This is a genomic window from Halopiger aswanensis, assembly GCF_003610195.1.
Classification (GTDB): Archaea; Halobacteriota; Halobacteria; order Halobacteriales; family Natrialbaceae; genus Halopiger; species Halopiger aswanensis.
In genome coordinates, this window is sequence record NZ_RAPO01000004.1 from 374,275 (window position 1) to 397,055 (window position 22,781).

The following is a 22,781-nucleotide window of genomic DNA, read 5'->3' on the forward strand; positions in this document are numbered from 1 at the left end:
AGATCGACGACTCGAGAACCGTACCCGATCGTATCGAGGGTCCGTCCTCTACATCGACGGACCGACGCGGTTTATCGCGAACTTCGTGAGACCGTGTTGTTCTGCCGCCGTCGGTTTCCCGCCGGCCACCCGATGCAGTTCCGCGAGCAGTTCGTCCGGCGTCGCCGACCGTGCGTCGATATCGATGTCGTCTTCGAGCGCGTCGGCGGTCTCGCCGTCCCCCGTCACTTTGCACACGGGAACGACCGGGTGTCCCGTGGGAACGCCTTCGGCGGTGACGTGGATGACGATCGAAGCGCCGGCCGCCGCGAGCGCCGTCGTCGCTTCTTCGAAACGCGACGGCGAGTCGACGACGACGAGTCCGTCGGTAACCGACGGCCGACAGCCGTAGGGAACGACCTCCGAGACGGTTCCGCTACCCCACGCGCCCACGACTGACCGGAACGGTAATTCGGTCGCTCGTCGGGCGATTCCCCGGACGTTTCCGGGTTGATCCGCCGTTCGTTCGATCGTGTCGCGGAGCTCGTCGCCGACCGTGTCGGTCTCGGCGCGATCGGCGGCCGCGTCCGCACTGCTTACGAGTCGCTCCGTCCCAGTTACGAGGACACGAGCGCCCGCCTCGAGCAGCGTATCGACCGCCTCGCCGACGAGCGGATCCGCGATCTCGCGGGTAGTCGGCGCGAGGTCCGAACTCACGACTCCGACGGTGAGATCGCTGAGCGTGGCGTCGGTACGGTCAGCCTCCGCCGCGTCGGCGGCGAGTTCGGTCGTCGCCTTCTTCCCCTCCTCGATGCAGGCGTCGGAACCACCCGCATTTTGAATAGCCGTTTCGCGAACCGGAACGCCGGCGTCGGCGATGCGCTCCGCGAACGGTCCGCTCTGCAGGTGTTCACAGCCGAGACCGACGACGGTTGCGCCGGCTATATTCGGATTCTGCGCGAGATTGAGGAGCGTCCGCTCGGTCTGTTCGTGATCGGCGCCGATCTGAGCGCAACCGTGGTCGTGCGGGGTGCTGACGGCGTTGTCGGTCGCCTGTGCGATGCGGTCTGCGACGATGTGCGAACAGATGACCGACGGCACGACGAGTATCCGGTTCCGAACGCCGACCTCGGATGTCACCCGACGAAAGGCCTCAATGGATTCGTCGAGCGGCTCCGTACCGTCGTCGACAGTCCCGGCGTCGGTATCGGGCGCCGACATCAGACCACCTCCGCATCGGCTTCGACGATGTCGCCGCGTCCGCGGGTACTCTCGCAATTGTGAGTATGCACCCATTCACCCGCTTCGACGGGTTCGGTCAGCCGACCGATGCTCTCGCCGTACTTCACGACGGTATCTCCGGGTTCGCCCGCGACCAAGGCGATCTTATGCCCGAACGGGACGTCTTCGACGAGTCCGACCGTTCCGCCGTCGTAGGGGATCTCGGTTCCGGCCTCCAGATCGTCGATAGCCGTAACGACGGTATCGTCGGCGGTCATGTGCAGGGCGAGGTCCCCGAGTACTTCCCCTTTCATGCTTCCCCCTCCAGATCCGCCAGTTCGTTCGGTTGGAGCTCGTTGATAGCGAATTCTTCGAGACGGCGCACCTCCGCGGCGGTCCGCTCCCCGCTTGCGACCGAACGTACTGTCTCGTAGATGCGTTTGCCGACTGAGCCGATCGACTCGCCTTCGATAACCGTGCTCGCGTCGACGTCCATATTGTTCGCGAGTCGATCTGCCGTCTTCGGGTTACCGGTCACCTTGATCACCGGCGCAATCGGGTTGCCGGTCGTTGAGCCCCGGCCGGTGGTGAACGCGATCACCTGCGCACCGCCAGCAACCTTCCCGACGACGCTTTCGACATCGTAGCCGGGTGTGTCCATCAATACTAACCCGCCGCCAACGGGTAACTGCTCGGCGTAGTCGACAATTCCGCGGACGGGTGTCGTCCCACCTTTCGAAATGGCGCCCAGGCTTTTCTCCTCGATAGTCGTGAGTCCCCCCTCCTGATTTCCGGGCGAGGGCTGGGCTCCCCGAAAGTCGACACCCATCAAATGGGCATTCGCCTCCCTTCGGTCGACCCGGTCTAACAACTTCTCGCGAATGTCTTCGTTCACGCATCGGTCGGCGAGGATGTGCTCAGCACCGATGAACTCCGGCGTCTCAGAGAACGTGGCCGTCCCGCCGTCCTCCACGAGCAGATCGCAAGCTGCGCCGACCGCTGGATTTGCGGCAATACCGCTGGTCGCGTCCGAACCGCCGCACTCGACGCCGAACCGAAGTTCGCTCACATCACACTCAATGCGGCGTTGATCCGTAATCTCGTCCCAGAGCTCCCTCGCACAGTCTGTGCCCGTCTCAAGGGCGGCCGTCGTTCCGCCGACATCTCGTATCGAGAGGGTCTCGACGGTGCGTTCCATCGCGGCGATTTCGTCGGCGATGTCATCTGCAGCGATCGATTCCGTTCCGAGTTCGACGACGAGCGCCGCACCAACATTCGGATTTTGTCCGATGCCGCTGAGGGTCCGCTCGATCTGTTCGCGCGCCTGTTTCGGCGGATCGGCGCCCATCTGGTGAGGGGTCGCCCGAACGTTCTCGCCCGCTCGAGAGGCTATTTCGTCAGCAACCGGCGATGCACCTACCGATATCGGTAGGACTGCCACGAAGTTCCGCACGCCCGCTGGTCCAACCGGGCGTTCATATCCTTTGAACGTCTCCATGGAAGATATTCTCACTCCCGCTCGATAAAAGATTTCTGCCGTGGCTGTTAGTCCCGTTTACTTTCTCGCAATAGACTGGCCGGTGATGCTCGGGTCCCTGATTCCGCTCTCGACGGCGGTGTGTTACTTCAACGGCTGGGAACAAAGTCAACGCTTGTGTTGGCGGCGTTTCGTCCAGAAATGATGAACGTAGTCAACCAAGGCTTCACATTCAGCTTAATTGGTCCAAGATGAAGTGATCCCTTCGTTGTGGACTCGAGCAGGCGCTAGAGAGCTCGGTCTCTATCCGCGTAATTATCGGAATTGAACCGCGTTATTTGTTAACAACCACTTGGTAGTATGGTAGTTAAGATGCACATTTTATTTGGTGTCATACAGTGGGAACAAAGGCTGGTTCTGTACAGATATCCGTCTCTAGGTTGGTTTTAGTTAAGGATCGATATCGAAGTCGTTGATATTGATTCGTCAATCGTCCAGCTATATCGGACACTGCTTATAATTGCGTTCTAAACGCTAGTGGGCGTGGATACGGGCAGCTGATGGGCGACTATATCACCGTGGTAGTTTTGAGCGGTTTGACGAAGTACGGGCCTTGTACTAACGCTCTTGTATTCGCATCGCTTCCTTTCCGAATCCGTTGGTCCTATTCGACTAGTGAAGCTAATCCATTATCATTGTACGGGGGTCTGAATACGGGTTGGGTCGCTCCACACGATCACCTACGGAGTGTCGTTGGAGTATAATTACAAACGTACTATTGTATAAATTGGCTCCTCTTCAGTAGAACCTTCCGTTCTCTTCTTGACCGATACCTCTGATTGAATGCCCTCTCTTTGTCCCCTCTGATATCTGTTTATTCGACGTGTACATGACATATTATTGTCTCTATCGGATTGGTTTCGTCTCCCTATTTCAACCGCATGAGGGTAGAAGAAAAATATGATATTTGTGTTATATATCGACCATAGCCCCATACGGAACTAAACGCCGACAGACTGAATGTCGGTGGCTCATCTGCCGTCCACGTCACATGGATAATCGTACCCCAATGTTACAAAAGACTGATTAGTTAGTACGCCAGTGATGCGGGCATGGACAGGGATCCGCTGCGAGACGCGCTGCAGGACGCGGGATTGACCGCGTACCAGGCCGACGCCTACATCACGCTTCTCGAGCAGGGGATGATGCCGGCCGTGGAGGTCGCCAAGCAGTGCTCCGTGCCGGTATCGCAGATCTACGACGTCCTCCGCGCACTCGAGGGTGAGGGGTACGTCGAGACGTTCGATCAGGACAAACTCCACGCCCGACCCAAGGAACCGATCGAGATTCTCAGCGAACTCCGCTCGCGCGGGAAGCTGATGAACAAGGCCGCGGACGCCATCGAGGATCGGTGGGAGCAACCGGCGATCAGCGAGCACACGGTCAGCGTCGTCAAACACGAGGAGACGGTCGTCGACCGCGCACGCGATCTGATCCGCGACGCGCAGAGTTTCATCGAACTGTCGGCGACCGTCGACCAGTTCCGGGCGCTGACGAACGCTCTGCAGGACGCCCGGGATCGCGGCGTCGTGATCCGGGTCGCCGTCTACGGGACGGATCTGGAGGCGCGACTCGAGGACGTCGACCTCGCGGCGACGGTGTCGGAACTGCGTGCCTGCCGGATTCCGGGGCCGTTTCTCCTCGTCGCGGACCGAACCCGAACGTGTTTCACGCCCAACGACTGGGCGAACCGCCCCTTCGGCGTCCTGATCGACGACTACATCCTCTCGTTTATCTTCCACTGGTACTTCCAGACCGGCGTCTGGGAACTCTGGGAGACGGTCTACGAGGATACCGAGCCGCCTTTCCCCTACATGACCCTAGAGGAGTTCGTCCGCGACGTGGCGCCGCTGTGGCGCGACGGAGCGGATCTCGCGGTGACCATCGAGGGAACGTGGGTCGAGACGAACGAGCCCTGTCAGATTACGGGTATCGTCACCGATATCGGCTATCCGGGGATCTACCGCTCGGACGACTACCCCTCCTTCGAGGACGTCGCCGGCTTCCTGCAACTGGAGGTCGCCGCCGACGGCCAACTGTACAGCATCGGCGGCTGGGGGGCCGTCTACGAAGATATCGAGGCGGTCCGCATCACCCTCGAGGTGATCGAGTTCGAAGACCCCTCGAGCGGGACCGAAATCGACGTCGACGAGGTGCTCGAGGAAGACGCTGAGACGGACGTAGACTGATCGAGCCGTCCGGTCCGGTCGGACTCGTCGAGTCCGACGTCCCGAACCGGTACCAAGAAGTACTCCCACTCGAGTGTGCGTACCAATGGCAGACTCGATTACCGAGCGATTCTGGAAGACGATGCGCGAGTACCGCTCCGCGGTCGTGTTGCTACTCGGCCTCGAGGCGGTCCTCCTGATGCTGTTGCTCGCGGCGTTGTGGCTCCAGCCGTCCGGGTCGGCAACGCGGACCGTTCTCGTCGCCGATTTCGTCCTCGTCGGTACGGGCTTTTTCGGCGCCGTCTACGTCCTGTATCGCTGTCGGCAGTATCGGCCGGTCGACTGAATTTCACCGAGCGTTAGCCGGCAGCACAAACCGCGAACCGCGAGCGAGAAAATCGGGCGTCGATGACTAGTCGTCCAGCCGAGCGCCCTCGAGCGGTTCGCTGCGCCAGTAGTCGCTGCCGTCCTCGAGGCGGAAACACGAGGCGCGGTGCGTGCGAGCGCCCCCGTCGACCGAGCGCACGTCCGGCGCCGTCCGCTTGCAGTGGTCGGTCGCGTGCGGACACCGGGTGTGGAACCGACAGCCCGACGGCGGATCGACCGGGTCGGGAATGTCGATCTCTCGAACCGGCGGTTCCGTCGCCCCTTCCTCGAGGCTGAGTGACGGTGTCGCCCACTTTAACACCTTCGTGTAGGGGTGTTGTGGGTTCTGCAACACCTCCTGTGCCTCGCCGAGTTCGACGAGTTCCCCGAGGTACATCACGCCGAGGCGTCCACCGGCGTGCTCGGCCAGATAGCGGGCGTTCGAGAGGTCGTGCGAGATGAACAGGAACGAGGTGTCGAACTGCTCCTGCAGGTCGAGCATCAGATCCATCACCTCGACGCGCAGGGAGACGTCCAGCGCCGACACCGCCTCGTCGGCCAGGATGAGGTCCGGATTCATCAACAGCGCCCGCACGAGGGCGACGCGCTGTTTCTCTCCACCGGAAAGCTGGTGTGGGTACCGCTGGGCGTAGTCGTGGGGCGGCGCCATGCCGACCCGCTCGAGCATTGCCAGGATCCGCGCCTCGCGGTCCTCCGGCCCGAGGTCGGTCTGGTACTTCTTCAGCGGCTCGGCGAGCGACGCCTCGACCGTCCGGTGCGGGTTCAGCGACGAGCCGGGGTCCTGGTGGATGATCTGGAGCGACCGCCGGATCTCCTCGTAGGGGATCGACGGATTCGAGAAGCGCTTCTTGGCCTCCCAGACGTCCTGACCGCGGTAGCTGACGGTACCGCCGCTCGGTCGCTGGAGGCCGACGGCTGCCTTCCCGAGCGTTGTCTTGCCGCTGCCGGATTCGCCGACGATCGCGACGACGTCGTTCTCCGGAATCTCGAGGTCGACGCCGTCGACCGCTCGCACGGTCTCCGGGTTCTCGAAGGGGTTGAGTCCGCCCTCGGTCTCGAAGTGGACGTCGACGCCGTCCATCGAGACGACGGGTTCGTCGGCGCTCATCCGTCCACCTCCGCGGTGAGTTCGATTTCGTCGACCCGATCGCGGTGGTGACAGGCGACGTCGTGGGTTTCGGTGACGGGTTCCATCGGCGGCTTCACCGTCGCGCAGTCCTCGCTCGCGATCGGACACCGCTGGTGGTACGGACAGCCCGAGGGCACGTTGACCGGATCGGGCGCCGACCCCTCGATCGGTCGCATCTCCTCGAGCGGGGAGTCGATGTCGGGCGTCGAGTTCAACAGCGCCCGCGTGTAGGGGTGGGTCGGCGACCGGAGGATCTCCTCGGTCCGGCCCACCTCCGCGAGTTCGAACGCGTAGAGGACGCCGATGCGGTCCGCCAGTTTCGTCACGAGCGGCAGGTCGTGCGTGATAAACACCATGGTGAGATCGTACTTGTCCCGCAGATCGCCGAGCAGGCTGACGATCGACCGCTGCATCAGCAGGTCCAGCGCCGCCGTCGGCTCGTCCATGACCAACACTTCGGGCTCGAGAACGAGCGAGAGCGCGATCAGCGCGCGCTGTTTCATCCCGCCGGAGAGTTCGTGCGGGTACGAATCGAGCACCCGGTCGGGGTCGAGATAAAGGTCGGCGAGGAGTTCCCGCGTCCGCTCCATCCCGACCTCGACGTCGTACTCGTGGGCCTCGAGCGTCTCCACGAAGTGGCCCCGAAGCGTCAGCGTCGGGTTGAACGACGAGAGCGCGCCCTGGAACACCATCGAGATTTCCTCCCACCGGAGCTGCCGGAGTCGTTCGTCCGAGAGCTCGAGGACGTCGACCTCCCGACCGTCCGTCGGCCGGTAGGTGATCGATCCCGAGGTGACGCCGGGGTCGACGACGGCGTCCAGCAGCGCGGACGCGAACATCGACTTGCCGGAGCCGGACTCGCCGACGACGCCGATGATCTCGTTGCGCTCGACGTCGATATCGAGCCCGTTGAGCACCGTCGATGTCCCTCGATCCATGTGGAACTCGACGGTGAGGTCGCGACACGTGAGGACCGCATCAGACCGGGAATCGGTTGCGACGACGTCCGATTTCGATCCCGATTGACCGACGCGGCCGCTCATCGGACCCCACCTCCGGCTCCGGTCGTCGCGGCGCCGTCACCGGCACCGGTCGGATCGTCGTCGGATCCCGTGGTCGAGGCGTGTCGAGCGCGAACGCGCGGGTTGAACATGCGATCCGTCCCCTGCGAGAACAGGATCAGCCCGAACGACAGCAGCGTGATCGTCGCCAGCGGGGCGACCAACCAGTGGGCCATCGACGCGACGTGCATCGCCCCGCCGCTGACCGCCTGGTCGATCATGACGCCCCAGTTGACGACGCTGTCGTACGGCAGTACCCCCAGGAAGTACAGGCCGACCGATGCGAAGATGACCTGTCTCGCGGCGTTAACGAACGTGATCAGTACGTACGGCATGATGTTCGGAAGGATGTCTTTGACGATGATCGACGGCGTCGAGAGTCCCATCGCCTGGGACGCCTCGACGTAGGAGTGGCGGCTGATCGAGAGCACCTGCGATCGGATTTCGCGGGCCAGTCCCGCCCAAACGTTGACCGTCAGGATCAGCCCCGTGACGATCGGGTTCTGGGGCTCGAGCAGCGCGGCGAGGATGACGATCAGCGGGAGTCCCGGAATGGTCATCACGATGTCCGTGACGAGCGAGAGCGCCCGGTCGGTCCGGCCGCCGGAGTAGCCGGCGACCGTCCCGACGGTGACCCCCATGACCGTTACGAACAGGCCGCCGGCCGCGATCATCTGCAGCATCGACGGCGTCGCGTGGACGATCTGAGCGAGGATGTCCCGACCGAGATTGTCGGTGCCGAGGGGGTAGGCTAGCCCCTCGGCGAGCGGTGCGATCGACCGCGGTCCCTGGTTGGTTCGCGGTTCCTTGTAGAGCGCCGGGCCGATCAGCCCGAGAATCACGTACAGCAGGATGATTCCGGCGCCGATACGGGCGCGGCGCTCGCTCCAGACGATCCGTCCGGGGGCGAGCACCCACCGGTCGAGCAGTCGCTGATACCGTTCCTTTCGGGTGAGCGTGGTTTCGGAGACCGCCTCGAACGCGTCGCCGTCCTCGATCGCGTGCAGCGGTTCGGTTCCCGTCCGCTCGCTTCGTTCACTCATCAGTGTTCACCTCCTCGGGTCTGCGCTCGCGGATCGATGATCCCGTACGTGAGGTCGGCGATGTAGACGCCGAGCACGACGGCGACGGTCATCACGAGGAACACGCCCATCATGAGCGGATAGTCCCGCGCCTCGAGCCCCTCGATCATGTAGTAGCCCACGCCGGGGTAGGTAAACACCTGCTCGAGGATGACGCTGCCGCCCAGCGCGAAGCCGATCGCGATCAACAGCGCGGTGTAGAGCGGCAGTACCGCGTTCCGTCCGACGTACCGCGTCGCGATCCGCCGCTCGGAGAGGCCGCGGAGCCGCGCGACGCGCAGGTAGTCCTCGCCGAGTATCTGAATGCTGTTGCCTCGCATCCGCAGCGCCCAGCCGCCGGCCGCGACGACCGTGTAGGAGGCGATCAGCAACGCGGCGTGCCAGACCGCGTCCCCGAGGAACGCAAGGGTCTGGAGCGGCTCGAGCAGCGCGACCGTCGGCTCCATGTCGGTCGAGTACCGGCCGCCGGTCGGGAACAGCTCGAACCGGTAGCCGAGGAACCAGATCAGCACGATCCCGACGATGTAGTTCGGAATCGAGTTGAACAGGATCGAGCCGACGGAGAAGCCGTTGTCGAAGTAACTGCCCTCCTTGTAGGCCATCATGGCGCCGAGCGAGACGCCGATGGCGAAGGAGAGCAACAGCGCGGTCGCCATCGTGAAGATCGTCCACGGAAGCGCCTCCGCGATGATCTCGGCGACGGGAACGCCCTCGTTGATCGACTCGCCGAGGTCGCCCTGCAGCAGTCCCGTGACGTAGTTGACGTACTGTTCGTGCAGCGGCGCGTCGGGAATCACGTTGAGTTTGCGCTCGACGCGGTGGTCGATCTCGGCCTGCGTCATCTGCGGATTGTTCTGGATGAGCTCGGCCCGGTAGGCGTCCGCGGGATTGCCGGGCATCAGCCGGAGCAGGAAAAACGCGAGGCTCATCACCGACACCACCGTGACGATCGCCTGTAGCGTGCGTTCGACGTAGTATCGTTGCATGTGTTCGACGTAGCCGCGCTACTCCTCCGTCGCGACGAGTTTCCCGACCCGGGGAAGGTACGTCGTCGGGTACTTGACCGACGCGTCCGGATCGGAGTCGTCGACGACACTGAAGTCTTCGGTCGCGACGAAACACTGATCGACCTTCTCCTGGATCGGCAGCTGCGGCAGGTCGTAGTTGAAGGCCCACGCCAGCTCGTTGATCTTCCGTCGGGTCTCCTCGGCGTCCCGGTCCATTCCGACGAGTTCCTCGAACTCCGGACCGAACTCGAGGGTCTCGGTTTCGCCGTCCGGCTCGCCGATCGGCGGTAGCTCGATCGATTCGGGGTAGTTGTAGACGTTCTGTGCGTCGAAGCTGTTCAGGTTCCAGTTTAAGGTGTGGTACGGGTAGGTCCAGCCGTCGGACCACCAGAAACCGGCGATGTCGAAGCCGGTGTCGCCGTAGAGATCCTGCCCGAAGTAGACGCCGTCGTCCCGGGTGATGAGGTTCGTCTGGATGCCGAAGTCCTGCAGGTGCTGGTTGATCGTGATCGCGGCGTCGACCCACTCGTTCCAGGCGGCGGGCACCTTGAACTCGAAGGTCAGCGTTTCGCCGTCCTCGTCGACCCAGGTACCGTCCTCCCGCGAGAAGCCGGCCGACTCGAGCAGTTCGGCGGCTCGGTCGGTATTGTTCCCGGCGTAGTCTTCGAACGCGTCGGGATCGTCGAGCCAATCCTCCGCCGAGCCGTCGAAGTTCCCGACGATGCCGGTCGGCGTCCCCACGGGCGCCTTCGCGTCGCCACCCCCTGCGGAGTTCTCCGCGACGACTTCGCGATCGACGACGTGGGCGATCGCCTTCCGGACCTCGCGCTGGCCGAAGTGTTTGTGGTCGTGATCGAATGCGATCGACAGCCCCCAGTTGGCGGGCTGTTGGATCTCGACGACGTGGTCCGGGAACGACGCCATGATGTCCGGCGAAGTGAAGATGTTGTGCAGGGCGTCGACCGAGCCGCCGCGCAGCGCCTGCCAGGCCTGCTCGTTGCCGTCGATAAACCGGAACCGGTACTCGGCGAAGTTGACGTTATCCGCCCAGTGTGAGTCCTCGAACTTCGTGGTGACGAGTTCCTGTTCCCCGCTGCTATCGTACTGGAACGGCCCCGTCCCGATCGGCTCCTCGGGCGCGAAATCCGTCAGCGCCGTCGACTCGGGATCGTCCTCGAGTTCCGCGAGGATATCCTCGTACTGTTCGGCCGGCGTATCCAACTCCATGTTCTGGATGGAGTTGAGGAAGACCGGCTCGGAGACGTCGGCCTCGAGTCCGACCTCGACGGTCGTGTCGTCGACTGCTGCGACGTTCTCGACCGAAGTGAAGTTCCCGATCGGATGGTTGTCGTAGAGCGAGATGTGGAGCTTTCGAACGAGGTCCTCTGCCGTGGCATCCTCGCCGTTGTGCCACGTCAGGTCGTCCTGTAGCGTCAGCGTCGCCGCGTCGTCGCCGACCTCCCAGTCGGCGAGCGCCCCCTCGGCGAACTCGCCGGTCGTCGCCCGGAAGTACACGAGCTGGTCGAAGACCACGAACCCCGGCCGATCCGGATAGTTGCTGTCGTTCGCGGCGTTCCACTGCATGTCGTCAGGAAGAACCGACGTCGGCGCGGTGAAGGTCCGTTCGGTCATCGGCTCGTCACCGGTGATCTCCCCGCCGGTGTCGTCGGTCCCGTCGTCGCTACCGCCGGCACACCCTGCGAGCGCCGCTGCCCCCACTGTGCCGGTGAGTCGTAGGATCCGTCGCCGTGATGCCTCTGTGCCGGTGGATAGCACTCTCTCTGGTGCCATGGTACTCCTGCTGGTACCGTCCCGTATTTTAAATAATTTTCGGAAAACATAACGATTCTTGACACCGTTATCGCGTTCGCGCGCTTCGCCCGGGCATATCGTCATTCCGACTTCTCGAGGCCTCAGACGTTCGTACACGAGGGATACACTTATTAGCTTCCTGCGTGGATCCCTACATCCATGACGAGCGAGGTTCGGTATCTAGATCCGTCGCTGTCGATCGACGAGCGCGTCGCCGACCTCCTCGAGCGGATGACCCTCGAGGAGAAGATCGGGCAACTGGCCGGGTCCTACGTCGGGGTCCTCGACGATGGACTCCACGACGTCGACGACGTTATCGAGGAGATCGACGAGTACCACATCGGGGCCGTCGCTCCCTTCGGCTGGGGCGGGTCGCCCAACGAGTCGGTCGACGAGGCCGTCGACGCGGCGCGCCGGCTCCAGCAACACGCCGTCGAAGAGACCCGGCTCGGGATCCCGCTTTTGTTCGCCTCAGATGCGATCCACGGCCACGCTTACATCAAGGAGGCGACCGTCTTCCCGAACGCGCTCGGGGCGGCGGCGACGTGGAGTCCCGATCTGATCGAGCGGACCGCCGAGATCACGGCGGCGGAACTGCGTGCGACCGGCGCCGCACAGAACTACAGCCCGACGTGCGACGTCGTTCGCGATCCCCGATGGGGCCGGACTGGCGAAACGTTCGGCGAGAGTCCGTACCTCGTCGGGCAGCTGGCCGCCAGTAAGGTACGGGGATATCAGGGCGACGACCTCGAGGGGGATAGCGTGCTCGCGACGGCCAAACACTTCCCGGCCTACGGCGTCCCCGCACGCGGCGAGGACGCCGCCCCGGTCGACGTTTCCTCGCACACGCTTCGCAACGTGCTCTTGCCGCCCTTCGAGGCCGCGCTGGACGAAGACGTCGGCTCGGTGATGCCCTGTTACAACTCGGTCGACGGGGAGCCGGCACACGGCTCCGGACGCTACCTGACCGACCTCCTCCGCGAGGAACTCGAGTTCGACGGCGTCGTCGTCTCCGACTGGAACGGCATCACCCAGTTGCACGAGGACCACCGGACGGCGGGGACGCCGCTCGAGGCGGCCCGCCAGACCCATGCTGCGGGTCTCGATATCGGCTCGGTCGCCGGCGGCGAACACGCGGGACACGTGCAGGAACTGGTCGAGCAGGAGGCCCTCTCCGAAGCGGTGATCGAAGCCAGCGCCGAGCGAGTACTGCGGGCGAAGTTCGAACTCGGCCTCTTCGAGGATCCGTACCCGGACGACGACGCCGCGGACGCACTCGGCACGTCAGAGCACCTCGACGTGGCCCGCGAAACCGTTCGCAAGTCGCTGACGCTGCTGCAAAACGAGGCCGACCTGCTCCCGCTCGAGGACGCCGACGAGGTGTTCGTCACCGGCCCGAACGCCGACGATATCGTCCACCAGAACGGCGGCTGGAGCTGTAACGCCGACGAGGGCGTCCCCGGGACGACGATTCTCGAGGGGCTCGCCGACGTCGCCGACGGGGCGACCGTCACCTACGAACCCGGCAGCGAAATCAACGCGCCGGTCGATATCGACGCCGCCGCGGAACGGGCGGCCGAGGCCGACGTCGCCGTGGTCGCGCTCGGCGAGGACTGGTACCTCCACGAGTTCGGTCCTTCCGCGGAGACCGACGGCGAGACCGGCGAGTTCCCGACCCGCCGGAAACTCTCGTTGCCCGACGCCCAGCGCGACCTCGTCGAGGCGGTCTCGGCGACCGGAACGCCGGTCGTCGCGGTGCTGGTGACCGGCCGCCCGCTGGCTATCGAGGAAGTGACCGACGACGTCCCGGCGATTCTCATGGCGTACTATCCCGGCCGCGTCGGCGGCGAGATGATCGCGAAAGTTCTGTTCGGCGAGGCCGAGCCCGGCGGCCGGCTTCCGATTTCGATGCCGCGCTCGGCGGCCGACCTGCCGACGTACTTCAACTACCTGCCGCACCCGCATCCGATCGGTCCCGACGAGCATCCCTCCTCCTACGACCCGCTGTTCGAGTTCGGCCACGGACTGAGTTACACCACCCTCGAGTACGAAGCGATCGACCTATCTGACGACGCGATCAGCCCGGGTGAGGACGTTACGGTCAGCGTCACGGTGGCCAACACCGGCGACCGACACGGCAGCGAGGTCGTTCAGGTGTTCGGCCGCGACGAGTTCAGTTCGGTCGTCACGCCCGTTCGCGAACTGTGGGCCTTCGAGCGCGTCGAACTCGAGCCAGGTGAACGAACGACGGTCGACCTTCGCGTCGATCCGGACGAACTCGGGCTCTTCGACCGCTCGACCGATGGCCGTCGCGACGACGGACACCTGCAGCTCTCCGTTGCGGATCGAACGTTCGAACTCGCGGTCCGTCCGCAGCGCGACTAGCTCCGTCTCGAGGCCGCTCGAATCGATCTAGTTTCTCTCGTTGGATCCTCGTTTTTCGTCCGAAGGCTGACTCCGAACTCTCGAGCGACGGCGCTATCGATAACCGGCCTCCAGAAGCGCTGTCGTTCGTCCTTCGACGTTTGATACGCATCCTTACAGGTTTTCGTTTCTCGACTCGTAATGGAGAATCGCCGTACGACGGAGTCGCGTATAGGTAAGATATCTGTTTAATCTACGTCCAGTAAACAAGTATCGGATACGTAATCTGCATCGACCGATGCCGGTTTCGGTAGATTACACCAGTATGTGTGTAAAACGAGGGCGAACGGAATCGGTACAAGACACTGGCTGCAAAACGCCAATCGTGTTGGGACCGGGTGTTCGGTCCGTGTGACGGGACAGAGAGCGTAATCTATCGGCCTAGGATCGGTTACGACCGATCCCAGGGGAACGCGTACGTCGGGTCGTTGACGAACCGTTCGAGATCGGCGGTCAGCGAGATCCGGGTGCCGCTGGGGAGGCTTACCCAAATCGTGTTCGATTCGGGGCGGTCCTCCTCGCCGTCGGTCTGCACGCCCGCGAACTCGTGCTCGCCGTAGGCGCCGGCCTGGACGATCAGTTCGCGGTCTCGACTCCCACCGTTGACGAGCGTCAGATCGACGCCCGCATCGGTCACGCTCTCGACGAGCGCACTGACGCCCTCGGGGAGCCCGGGCCGGCGGCGGTCGGCGTCGAAGTGGCGCACCTGTGCCATCACCAGCCCGCCGTAGTAGACCGGCTGCGGCGCACCCATCGTCAACTGGAGCAGTCCGCGGTGGAAGACGGGATTTCGATCCCGGAGGTAATCTTCGTCGACCTCCGCTGGGACGCCACCCTCCTCGCGCATGAGTTCGAGTTGTTGTTGCACCCGGCTGTGGCTCGCTTCAAGGATTCGCTCGGGATACTCGGGGAACTCGCCGTCGAGGTACGCGAGCCACGCGTACTCGCTGCCGGCGCCGTGCTTGTTCGAAGTCCGGGGATCGACCCGCGTCCAGTCGCGTTTGTTCCAATCGCGAAGCTGTCGGATGCGCTCGCGGTCGTCCTCGTCCATCGACATGTACCAGAGGTGGACGGCGTACGGATCGTCCCGGTGGGGCTTGAATTCGTACCAGCCGTCCCGCCAGAGGACCTCGCCGTCGTCCTCCGTGAGCACGCCCGAGGCGTCGTAGTGGTAGTCGCCGGGACCGCCGTACTTGTGCGGGATGTAGAGCGTATCGTGGACGGCGTCCGAACTCACTTCGATCCCGTTCTCGATCAGGGTCTCGAGTTGCGAGCGGGGGAACTCGAGGTGCTCGCGGTCGCCGGTCAGGAGGACGGCGTTCTCCGCGGCGACGGTCGGCCCGATCCCGATATAGTGCCAGCCGCCCCACGACCAGCCGTAGTAGCCGCCGTACCACTCGCCGTCGGTGTACTCGCCGATCTCGCCCGAGCGACCGACGTTGTCCGGGATGATTCCGCCGTTCTCTGCGGTGCGCTCGCGCCACGCCTCGAGGTACTCCGTAACCCACTCCCGATACCGGTCGTCGCCGGTGTGGAGGTAGGCGTTGGTCATCAGACTCGTGATGTTGAGATTCAGCGGGATGTCGCCCTTCGCGCAGCGCTCGTTGAGCACCTCGAACAGCCGTTCCTCGTTGTCGGGATCGAGCAGGTCGGCGGCCTCGTCGAACTCGAGGTCGCGCCAGGGGAGGCCGTGGCTGGCCCAGCGGTAGTCGGCGCCGTAGGGGTGGTGCTCGTAGGCCTCAAAGTCGCAGTAGTCCGGCCCCATGCTCCCGTTCATCGGCCCGCGGACGAGACGCTTCTCGCCGTCGTAGTTGTTCACGTCGGCGTCGTCGAAGTAGAGGCCGGCGAACCGCTCGGCGCGCTCGACGACGCCCTCGTCGTCTGGCGCGGCCAGTCCCATGTTGTACGTGTAGAGGTTCCCCTCACCCATGTGGAACCAGTCGCGACACTGCTCGAACTCGTCGACGACCATCGGATGGCCGAAGGGGGTCTCGGTCTCGCTCCCGCGGCGCAGCGCAGCCTCGTAGGCCTCACGAGACTGCTCGAGCAGCCGTTCGTCACCGCCCATGGCGTACACCAGCGGCCAGTTGTAGAACCCCTCGATGATATCGTCGAAGCCGTCGACGCCGGTGTACCCCTCGGGCGGCCACAGCGGCTCGCCGTTCTCGTCGAAGTAGTCCTCGACGAACCGATCGACCGCGCTCTCGAGGACGTGAAACAGCTCTCGCTGGCGAACCGCCCACGAGGGCGGGGTCGAGACTGCGGTGGTCGCGGTGATGTCGGTCACGATGCGCTCGCCTCCGTCCGTCGATAGTACTTCGAGCGCCGGCGTATCTCATAGCGGTTCCCGAGACGGGAACGAATCGACCGAGGCACGCCGGTCGCTTCGAGATACCGTGTGCTCGCCGTCGCGACGAATCGAGTTGGTCCTTTCATCGTTACTCTCGAGCGCCGTACTCGACGTCGACCCACTGGCCGGTTCTGGCCGCCTCTTCCGCGGCGAACGTGATATCCAGTGCCTTGCGTGCCTCCTCGGGCGGGATCATCGGCTCGCGGTCGTCGCGGATCGCCGCGACGAAGTCCCGAACCTGCCCGGCGATGCCCGTTCCCATGTGGAACGGTTCGGGCGTCGCCTCGGCGCCGGCTTTCGTCTCGAACAGGTCGAGTTCGTCCTCGTGCCACTTGAACGAGCCCTCGGTTCCGTGGAGGTTCAGCGAGAGTCGTTCCTCGGGATACATCGCCGTCGTCCCCGTGATCTGGCCGTAGCCGCCGTTCGCGAACTCGACGCTCGCCACGGCGGTGTCCGGGACTTCGACGTCGTGGTGGACCGTATCGAGTTCGGCGGCGATCCGCTCGATCTCGCCGGCCGTCCACTGGAGGAGGTCGATGCCGTGGAGCGCCTGCGTGAGCAGCACTCCGCCGTCGAGGTCGGTCGTCCCGTGCCAGCCGATGTCCTCGTAGTAGGACGGGTCTCGGTGCCACTTGACCTCCACTTCGCCGAGGACGAGGTCGCCGAGTTGCCCGTCGGCGACGACCTCGCGGGCGAACTGCGGGCCGCCGTACAACCGCCGCTGGAAGATCCCGCCCAGCGTGATCCCCTCGCGCTCGCAGACGTCGATCAGCTCGTCGACCCGCTCGCGCGTGATTTCGAGGGGCTTCTCGCAGAGGATGTCCACGCCCGCTTCGGCGAGAGCCGAGACGATCTCGAGGTGCGTTCCGTTCGGCGTACAGACGCTGACGATGTCGAGGTCGGCCTCGACCGCCATCTCGCCGGGATCCGTGTACCAGGCGACGTCGTACGCGTCCGCGAACGAGCGAGCGATCCCCTCGTCGATGTCGGCGCAGGCGACGAGCGTCGCGTCCTCGAGGTCTTCGACGGCGTCCGCGTGATTTTCTCCCATGCCGGCACAACCGACGACTCCATACCGGAAGTCACTAGCTGCCATTGACGTGCACAAGCGAGTAGCAGGGATTTATAGATTGTGCTGCGTTCACATTGCGTACACGTTGCACCGGGGGTCGTTAGACGAACCCCGGAACGTATTCGCCGAACTCGTCGATATCGAGCGCGGCTATCCCCAGGAATACGATCTCGAGGGCGCCAGCGTCCTCGAGCCCTGATTCGAGCAGCGATCAGGCGTTCCCCAGAGGGGAACTATCTGTGACGGGTCGGGCAGTCATCGATACCCGACTCACCCGCGCTTGCCGCGGAACGACCTGACACTCGTAGATTTGAGGGCTGACTGTCGATACGGTCGTCCGGATCGGAGACGAGTGCGATCGATCCTCCCGGCGCTCCGCCGTTCCTATTACGACCATACGATTGTAACCTCCCGCGTTCGTAATCGGGATATCAGTCGCACTACGACCGCCGCTCTTCGCCGATGAAGGCGGAATTCCGTCGGCACGGGCGGTTCGCTCGCCGATACTCGATGATAGCCGCTCGTTCTCGAGAGAGGAACGACGGTACCGATCGATGCAGCGATCGAACCGTCGCGACAGCCCCGAACCGGTTCGGGAGTCGAATTCGGAGCGGGGGTGGCCGGTTGGCAGCGGGGTTTTCGTTCCGCGGTCGGGAATGGCGCCGTCGGCTTCGGCTTCCCGGCGCGACGATCGCGAGCCACGAACTCCTGACGCACTACCCCTGTAGTACCGATACCGAGTTGTTTCCTCGACTCGAGCCGACGATACTGTTTGAGACGCGGCTCGACGCCGTTACTCGACGCGCGTCTCGCCGAAGAAGCGTTTCTCGATCGTGGGAACGAGCCGCTTCTCCCCGCCGATCTCGACGGTGGCGGTTGCTCGGATGTCAGCAGCGGAGCGGCCGACTCGAAGCTCGTATTCGCCGGGGTGGACGGCCAGTTCTTCCGTTTCGTCGAGGAGGGCAAGTTGAGACGTGCCGAGTTCGACCGTGACGCGAGCCCGCTCGCCCGGCTCGAGGAAGACCCGCTCGAAGGCGCGCAGTTGCTGGACGGGCCGTACGAGCGGCGGGTTCCGAGCGTGGCTGTACCACTGGACGACTTCGTGGCCGGCCCGATCGCCGACGTTTTCGATCGTCACGCTCGCCTCGATCGTCCCTGCAGGGCCCACCGCGTCGGCCGCGAGCTCGAGATCACCGTACGCGAACGTCGTGTAGCTTTCGCCGTGGCCGAACGGAAACAACGCGTCTCCGGGCGTGTAGACGTAATCGCCGCTGACCGCGTTGGGATTGCGATTGTAGTTGATCGGCAACTGTCCGGCGTCGCGAGGGAGCGAGACCGGAAGCCGGCCGCTCGGATTGTGGTCGCCGACGAGCACGTCCGCGATTCCCGCGCCGCCCTCCTCGCCCGGCAGCCACGCGTGGGCGATCGTCGGCACGGCGTCGGCGACGTCGGTCAGCGCGTGGGGTTTCCCGCTCACGACGACGGCGACGGTCGGCGTGTCCGTCTCCGTGACGGCCTCGAGAAGTTGCTCCTGGACACCGGGGAGCCCGAGATCGGTGACGTCGCGGCCCTCGCCGCTGGTCGAGATCGTCGGCTGGTGGGCGCGGTCGTCGTCGGCGTCGCTGAAGTCGATCGTCGAATTTGCGCCGACTAACGCGACGGCCACGTCCGCCTCGTCGACCGCTGCGACCGCTTCGTCGATGCGGTCGGTGGACGGACCGGTGAGCGTACAGCCGGGTGTGTGCGTAACGGCGTCGGCACCGAAGCGATCCTCGAGCGCCGACAGCGGCGAGACGATGTCGATGCCGGCGTCCGCATCGTCGAGTTCCGGGAAGTGTGCGAGGTAGGCGTAGTCGCCGAGCAATCCTTCCGTCGCGTCGGCCTTCGGGCCGATCGCGGCGACCGACTCGACGGCGTCGGGATCGAGCGGGAGGACGTCGGCCTCGTCCTGTAAGAGCGTCACCGACTCGCGGGCGGCCCGCCGCGCGAGCGCTCGCTGGCCGTCGGTTTCGAAGACGTCGTCGACTGCATCGGGATCGACGGGATCGGCCTCGAACAGTCCCTTTCGGAACTTCGACCGGAGGACACGGCGGACGGACTCGTCGACCGTCTCCTCTGCGATTTCCCCGTCTTCGACGGCCGCGACGAGCTCCTCGTAGGCGTCGATGCTCGAGAGTTCGACGTCGATCCCCGCCTCGAGCGCCATGATCGCGGCCTCGCGGTCGTCGGCGGCGACCTCGTGCTCGCTGCGCAGTTTCGTGACCGTCCCGTAGTCGGCGACGACGACGCCGTCGAAGCCCCACTGCTTGCGTAGCAGTTCGGTGAGCAGATACCGGGAGCTGCCACAGGGAACGCCGTCGAGATCGTGATAGGCGTTCATCACGGATTCGGCGTCGCCCTCCTTCACGGCTGCCTCGAAGGGGAACAGGTGCTCACGGAGCGCTCGCGGGCCCAGCGAGACGGACGCGCGGTTCTTGCCGCCCGAGGGTGCGCCGTGACCGACGAAATGTTTGAGCGTCGCCGAAATCCCTGCCTCGTGGTCGTCGCCTTGTAGTCCCGACACGTACACGCAGGCCATCCGAGCGACGAGGTACTGATCCTCCCCGAAGGTCTCCTCGGTGCGCCCCCACCGGTGATCCCGCGCGAGGTCCAGTACCGGCGAGAGCGCGTGAACCGCGCCGATTGCTCGTAGCTGCTTGCGAATTTCGGTCGTGATCTCCTCGACTAGATCGGGCGACCACGTGCTCGCGAGCCCGATCGACTGCGGGAACGTCGTTCCGCCGGGGCCCATGTAGCCGCTGAGACACTCCTCGTGGGGCGTCGCCGGAATCCCGAGTCGGGTCTCGGCGAGGACCGCCTGGGCCGCGTTCGCGACTTCCGCAGCGTCGCGAGGCGAGAGGTTTCCCTCGCCGCCGATGCGGGTGATCTGGCCGGTGCCTTCGGCGAGGATCTCCTCTGCTTGTTTGTGATCGAACTCGCCATCGGAGAGCAGTTCCGAGGCGGGGATCGAGCCCAGTTGTGCAACTTTTTCCTCGAGGGTCATCCGCTCGAGCAGCTCTTCGGTGCGCCGTGCGGACGACAGCGACGGATCTCGATACGCCGGTCTGGTATCGTCTGGCATACCAATGGGCGTGTCATCCGTCGTGAAAAGTACTCCGGTCGTCACGATTCGAACGGACGACCGAGGGCGAGTCATTCTTGGGTACGACAGTCTCGTCGCGACTCGAGAAGCGGCTTGCGACGGGTCGACGACCGATAACCGTCCGTGATAACCATCGACAAAAGATTTATCAAATAAATCGTGATACTGTCGGCTCGGTGCGAGCCAATGACACAGCACAGACGCGCGTTTCTGCGCACGATCGGAGCGGGGAGTCTCGGCATCGCCGCGGGCACGGCGATCAGTAACACGGCCGCGGCAGCGACGGTCATCACAATGGAGGGCGGCGGTGCGGACATCTGGAGCACCGAAGACGCCTTCCACTACTACTATCAGTCGCTCACCGGCGACTTCGACGTCGTCGTCCACAGCCTCGGCGTCGAGAACACGGATCCGTGGGCCAAAGCAGGGCTCATGGTCCGGAACTCGTTGACAGCCGACGCGGCCAACGCGATGGTACGGCACCGACCGAACGGCGAAGCGTCGGTCCAGTGGCGACCCGATGCCGGTGCCGATTCCGATAGCATGGACGCGATCCAGGCGGACTGGCTCCGCCTCCGGCGCAGCGGCGAGACGATCGAGGCCTACGGCTCTCCCGACGGCGAAAACTGGACGGACCTCGGACAGCTCGGCGCAGACGACATCGCGCTCGCCGACGAGGTCTACGTCGGGCTGGCGGTCACGAGCCACAACGCCGGCACGCTCGCGACGGCGACGTTCAAGGACCTCGAGGGACTCTCGCTCGAGGCGATGACGAACCAGGATATCGGCGACGTCGAGGTCGCCGGAAGCGTCTCGACCGAGGAGGGCGTTCCCTTCGCCTCGACCGACGAGGCGACCGACGTTACGGCGGACGGCGTCACGCTTCACGGAACGCTCGACGACCTCGGCGGCGCCGACGCCGCCGACTGCTACTTCGAGTACCGCGAGGTTCCCAGAGAGTCCTGGCAGCGAACCGACGCACGGACGCTCTCGGAGCCGGGATCGTTCAGCGCCGAGGTTTCGGGGCTCGACACCCGTCGCTACTACGAATTCCGCGCGGCCGTCGAGGCCGGCGACGGGGATTCGGCCGTCGGCTCGACTGCACAGTTCGCGACGCCGAGCAGGTCGAACGGCTCCGGCGGCGACGGCGGACCGGAGAGCAAGTCGCACTTCGATCCGGACGACGGATTCGCGACCGCCGCCGAGTGGCTCGACGACGAGACGCCAGTCGTCACGGTCCGCGAACCGACGCGGCGTCAACTGCAGTCCGCGCTCCACGTCGACGGCCCTCGTCTCGTCGTCTTCGAGACCAGCGGCACGATCGACCTCGGCGCACGCACGCTCGAGATTCCGAACGACGAGTGTTACGTCGCTGGACAAACCGCGCCGTCGCCGGGGATCACGCTGATCCGCGGCGGGCTCTACGTGGAGGGCGACGACTGCGTCGTCCAGCACATCCGCGTTCGACCGGGCGACGCCGACCAGGACGTCGGCTGGGAACCCGACGCGCTTCACACCGGCGACGACACGGAAAACAACGTTATCGATCACTGCACCGCGACGTGGGGCATCGACGAGAACCTCTCGGTCGGCTACGACACGACGGATACGACCCTCTCGAACTGCCTGATCGCCGAACCGCTCGACGACGCGACCCACCCGAAGGGCCCCCACGGCTACGGGACCCTCGTCGGGGACGGCGCCGAGAACGTCGCCATCTTGGGCAGCGTGTACGCGTACAACGTCGACCGGAATCCGCGGCTGAAGGAGGGAACCCAGACCGTCCTCGTCAACAACCTCATCCACCACTACAAGGACGGCGTCTGGATGGACCCGGACACGAACGCCAGCATCGAAGGCAACGTCTTCGAGCAACCCCAGAGCGACCAGCCCAACGTCTTCGGGGACGGCGAGGCCTTCGTCGACGACAACATCCCGTACTGGGACGCCGACCGCGAGATGGTCGGCGACGGTATCACCGAACTCGAGGAACGGCCTCTCTGGCCCGATGGGATCGAGGCGATGCCGGCCGCGAAGACCCGGTGGCACAACCTCGCGAACGTCGGCGCACGACCCGCCGACCGAACCGAGCACGACTGGCGGCTCATCAAAGACGTCTGGACCGGCGACGGCGAACGGATCGACAGCCAGGAGGAGGTCGGCGGTTATCCGGACCTGCCCGAGAACACGCACGACCTGCGCGTCCCCGAGAGCGGGACCCGCGCGTGGCTCCGCTCGTGGACCCGTCGCGTCGAAGCCGGTCGGTCGCACGGGGCTGGCCGGTCGCCGTCGAAACCCGGTCGTCACGAGTAGCGGCCGCGGAACCGGAAGCAGCGTTAGATCGAACTCGAGACGCCCTATTCTTTCGCTCGTTGCGTTCGCGTACCGATCGCGATCGAAGCGCTCTACG

15 protein-coding genes are annotated in these 22,781 nt (G+C 64.6%); 4 read left to right on the plus strand and 11 right to left on the minus strand.

What is annotated here, in order from left to right; translation table 11 throughout:
* Nucleotides 1–48 precede the first annotated feature (48 nt).
* Genes ATJ93_RS19550 through ATJ93_RS19560 form a run of 3 tightly spaced genes read right to left on the minus strand, consistent with a single transcriptional unit; the run spans nucleotide 49 to nucleotide 2,698 of the window.
* Nucleotides 49–1,200 carry a UxaA family hydrolase gene (locus ATJ93_RS19550; RefSeq protein WP_120246332.1) on the minus strand — a complete coding sequence of 384 codons (1,152 nt, stop codon included), beginning with the start codon at nucleotides 1,198–1,200 and terminating at the stop codon, nucleotides 49–51.
* Complete coding sequence (locus ATJ93_RS19555) at nucleotides 1,200–1,514, minus strand: UxaA family hydrolase (RefSeq protein ID WP_120246333.1); 315 nt, start codon at nucleotides 1,512–1,514, stop codon at nucleotides 1,200–1,202. The genes ATJ93_RS19550 and ATJ93_RS19555 overlap by 1 nt, the downstream gene beginning before the upstream one ends.
* On the minus strand, nucleotides 1,511–2,698 hold the full coding sequence (locus ATJ93_RS19560; protein ID WP_120246334.1) for a UxaA family hydrolase: 1,188 nt from the start codon (nucleotides 2,696–2,698) through the stop codon (nucleotides 1,511–1,513). Before ATJ93_RS19560 ends, ATJ93_RS19555 begins: the two co-directional genes overlap by 4 nt.
* A gap of 1,091 nt (nucleotides 2,699–3,789) precedes the next feature.
* Here ATJ93_RS19560 and ATJ93_RS19565 point away from each other — a divergent pair.
* Together ATJ93_RS19565 and ATJ93_RS19570 are read left to right on the plus strand one after the other, a co-directional pair.
* A complete protein-coding gene (locus ATJ93_RS19565; RefSeq protein ID WP_120246335.1) occupies nucleotides 3,790–4,926 on the plus strand; it encodes a TrmB family transcriptional regulator in 1,137 nt (378 codons plus the stop codon).
* An 85-nt stretch (nucleotides 4,927–5,011) separates the two neighbouring features.
* On the plus strand, nucleotides 5,012–5,251 hold the full coding sequence (locus tag ATJ93_RS19570) for a hypothetical protein (protein ID WP_120246336.1): 240 nt from the start codon (nucleotides 5,012–5,014) through the stop codon (nucleotides 5,249–5,251).
* Between the two features lie 66 nt (nucleotides 5,252–5,317).
* On the opposite strand, the gene ATJ93_RS24475 is transcribed toward ATJ93_RS19570, so the two are convergent.
* Genes ATJ93_RS24475 through ATJ93_RS19595 form a run of 5 tightly spaced genes read right to left on the minus strand, consistent with a single transcriptional unit; the run spans nucleotide 5,318 to nucleotide 11,362 of the window.
* The gene (locus ATJ93_RS24475; RefSeq protein WP_120246337.1) at nucleotides 5,318–6,400 is read right to left on the minus strand and encodes an ABC transporter ATP-binding protein; all 1,083 of its coding nucleotides are present in this window, start codon (nucleotides 6,398–6,400) and stop codon (nucleotides 5,318–5,320) included.
* The gene (locus tag ATJ93_RS24480) at nucleotides 6,397–7,464 is read right to left on the minus strand and encodes an ABC transporter ATP-binding protein (protein ID WP_120246338.1); all 1,068 of its coding nucleotides are present in this window, start codon (nucleotides 7,462–7,464) and stop codon (nucleotides 6,397–6,399) included. Before ATJ93_RS24480 ends, ATJ93_RS24475 begins: the two co-directional genes overlap by 4 nt.
* Nucleotides 7,461–8,525, minus strand: coding sequence for an ABC transporter permease (locus ATJ93_RS19585; protein WP_120246339.1), 1,065 nt, complete (start codon nucleotides 8,523–8,525; stop codon nucleotides 7,461–7,463). The genes ATJ93_RS24480 and ATJ93_RS19585 overlap by 4 nt, the downstream gene beginning before the upstream one ends.
* Entirely contained in the window at nucleotides 8,525–9,550 is a 1,026-nt protein-coding gene (locus tag ATJ93_RS19590; protein ID WP_120246340.1) for an ABC transporter permease, read from the minus strand. Before ATJ93_RS19590 ends, ATJ93_RS19585 begins: the two co-directional genes overlap by 1 nt.
* Nucleotides 9,551–9,568: 18 nt before the next feature.
* Nucleotides 9,569–11,362 (minus strand): ABC transporter substrate-binding protein, encoded by a 1,794-nt coding sequence (locus ATJ93_RS19595; protein WP_120246341.1) that lies wholly within the window; start codon nucleotides 11,360–11,362, stop codon nucleotides 9,569–9,571.
* A 180-nt stretch (nucleotides 11,363–11,542) separates the two neighbouring features.
* Between ATJ93_RS19595 and ATJ93_RS19600 the strand changes: the two genes are divergently transcribed.
* On the plus strand, nucleotides 11,543–13,768 hold the full coding sequence (locus ATJ93_RS19600; RefSeq protein WP_120246342.1) for a glycoside hydrolase family 3 N-terminal domain-containing protein: 2,226 nt from the start codon (nucleotides 11,543–11,545) through the stop codon (nucleotides 13,766–13,768).
* Nucleotides 13,769–14,198: 430 nt separating this feature from the next.
* Here ATJ93_RS19600 and ATJ93_RS19605 read toward each other — a convergent pair whose 3' ends face one another.
* The 3 genes from ATJ93_RS19605 to ATJ93_RS19615 all read right to left on the minus strand — a co-directional run bounded on the left by ATJ93_RS19605 (nucleotide 14,199) and on the right by ATJ93_RS19615 (nucleotide 20,350).
* Nucleotides 14,199–16,094: a hypothetical protein gene (locus ATJ93_RS19605; RefSeq protein ID WP_120246343.1), complete on the minus strand. Its 1,896-nt coding sequence runs from the start codon at nucleotides 16,092–16,094 to the stop codon at nucleotides 14,199–14,201.
* A 151-nt stretch (nucleotides 16,095–16,245) separates the two neighbouring features.
* Nucleotides 16,246–17,253 carry a Gfo/Idh/MocA family protein gene (locus ATJ93_RS19610; protein WP_120246344.1) on the minus strand — a complete coding sequence of 336 codons (1,008 nt, stop codon included), beginning with the start codon at nucleotides 17,251–17,253 and terminating at the stop codon, nucleotides 16,246–16,248.
* 769 nt (nucleotides 17,254–18,022) lie between these two features.
* The gene (locus ATJ93_RS19615; RefSeq protein WP_120246345.1) at nucleotides 18,023–20,350 is read right to left on the minus strand and encodes a glycoside hydrolase family 3 N-terminal domain-containing protein; all 2,328 of its coding nucleotides are present in this window, start codon (nucleotides 20,348–20,350) and stop codon (nucleotides 18,023–18,025) included.
* A gap of 207 nt (nucleotides 20,351–20,557) precedes the next feature.
* Here ATJ93_RS19615 and ATJ93_RS19620 point away from each other — a divergent pair, with 207 nt between their 5' ends.
* On the plus strand, nucleotides 20,558–22,684 hold the full coding sequence (locus ATJ93_RS19620; protein ID WP_120246346.1) for a pectate lyase: 2,127 nt from the start codon (nucleotides 20,558–20,560) through the stop codon (nucleotides 22,682–22,684).
* Nucleotides 22,685–22,781: the final 97 nt, after the last annotated feature.

Excerpts from the sequence above, each read along its gene's own strand:
- ATJ93_RS19550 (WP_120246332.1), bottom strand. The coding sequence starts at position 1,200 with ATGTCGGCGCCCGATACCGACGCCGGGACTGTCGACGACGGTACGGAG.
- ATJ93_RS19555 (WP_120246333.1), bottom strand. The coding sequence starts at position 1,514 with ATGAAAGGGGAAGTACTCGGGGACCTCGCCCTGCACATGACCGCCGAC.
- ATJ93_RS19560 (WP_120246334.1), bottom strand. The coding sequence starts at position 2,698 with ATGGAGACGTTCAAAGGATATGAACGCCCGGTTGGACCAGCGGGCGTG.
- ATJ93_RS19565 (WP_120246335.1), top strand. The coding sequence starts at position 3,790 with ATGGACAGGGATCCGCTGCGAGACGCGCTGCAGGACGCGGGATTGACC.
- ATJ93_RS19570 (WP_120246336.1), top strand. The coding sequence starts at position 5,012 with ATGGCAGACTCGATTACCGAGCGATTCTGGAAGACGATGCGCGAGTAC.
- ATJ93_RS24475 (WP_120246337.1), bottom strand. The coding sequence starts at position 6,400 with ATGAGCGCCGACGAACCCGTCGTCTCGATGGACGGCGTCGACGTCCAC.
- ATJ93_RS24480 (WP_120246338.1), bottom strand. The coding sequence starts at position 7,464 with ATGAGCGGCCGCGTCGGTCAATCGGGATCGAAATCGGACGTCGTCGCA.
- ATJ93_RS19585 (WP_120246339.1), bottom strand. The coding sequence starts at position 8,525 with ATGAGTGAACGAAGCGAGCGGACGGGAACCGAACCGCTGCACGCGATC.
- ATJ93_RS19590 (WP_120246340.1), bottom strand. The coding sequence starts at position 9,550 with ATGCAACGATACTACGTCGAACGCACGCTACAGGCGATCGTCACGGTG.
- ATJ93_RS19595 (WP_120246341.1), bottom strand. The coding sequence starts at position 11,362 with ATGGCACCAGAGAGAGTGCTATCCACCGGCACAGAGGCATCACGGCGA.
- ATJ93_RS19600 (WP_120246342.1), top strand. The coding sequence starts at position 11,543 with ATGACGAGCGAGGTTCGGTATCTAGATCCGTCGCTGTCGATCGACGAG.
- ATJ93_RS19610 (WP_120246344.1), bottom strand. The coding sequence starts at position 17,253 with ATGGCAGCTAGTGACTTCCGGTATGGAGTCGTCGGTTGTGCCGGCATG.
- ATJ93_RS19615 (WP_120246345.1), bottom strand. The coding sequence starts at position 20,350 with ATGCCAGACGATACCAGACCGGCGTATCGAGATCCGTCGCTGTCGTCC.
- ATJ93_RS19620 (WP_120246346.1), top strand. The coding sequence starts at position 20,558 with ATGACACAGCACAGACGCGCGTTTCTGCGCACGATCGGAGCGGGGAGT.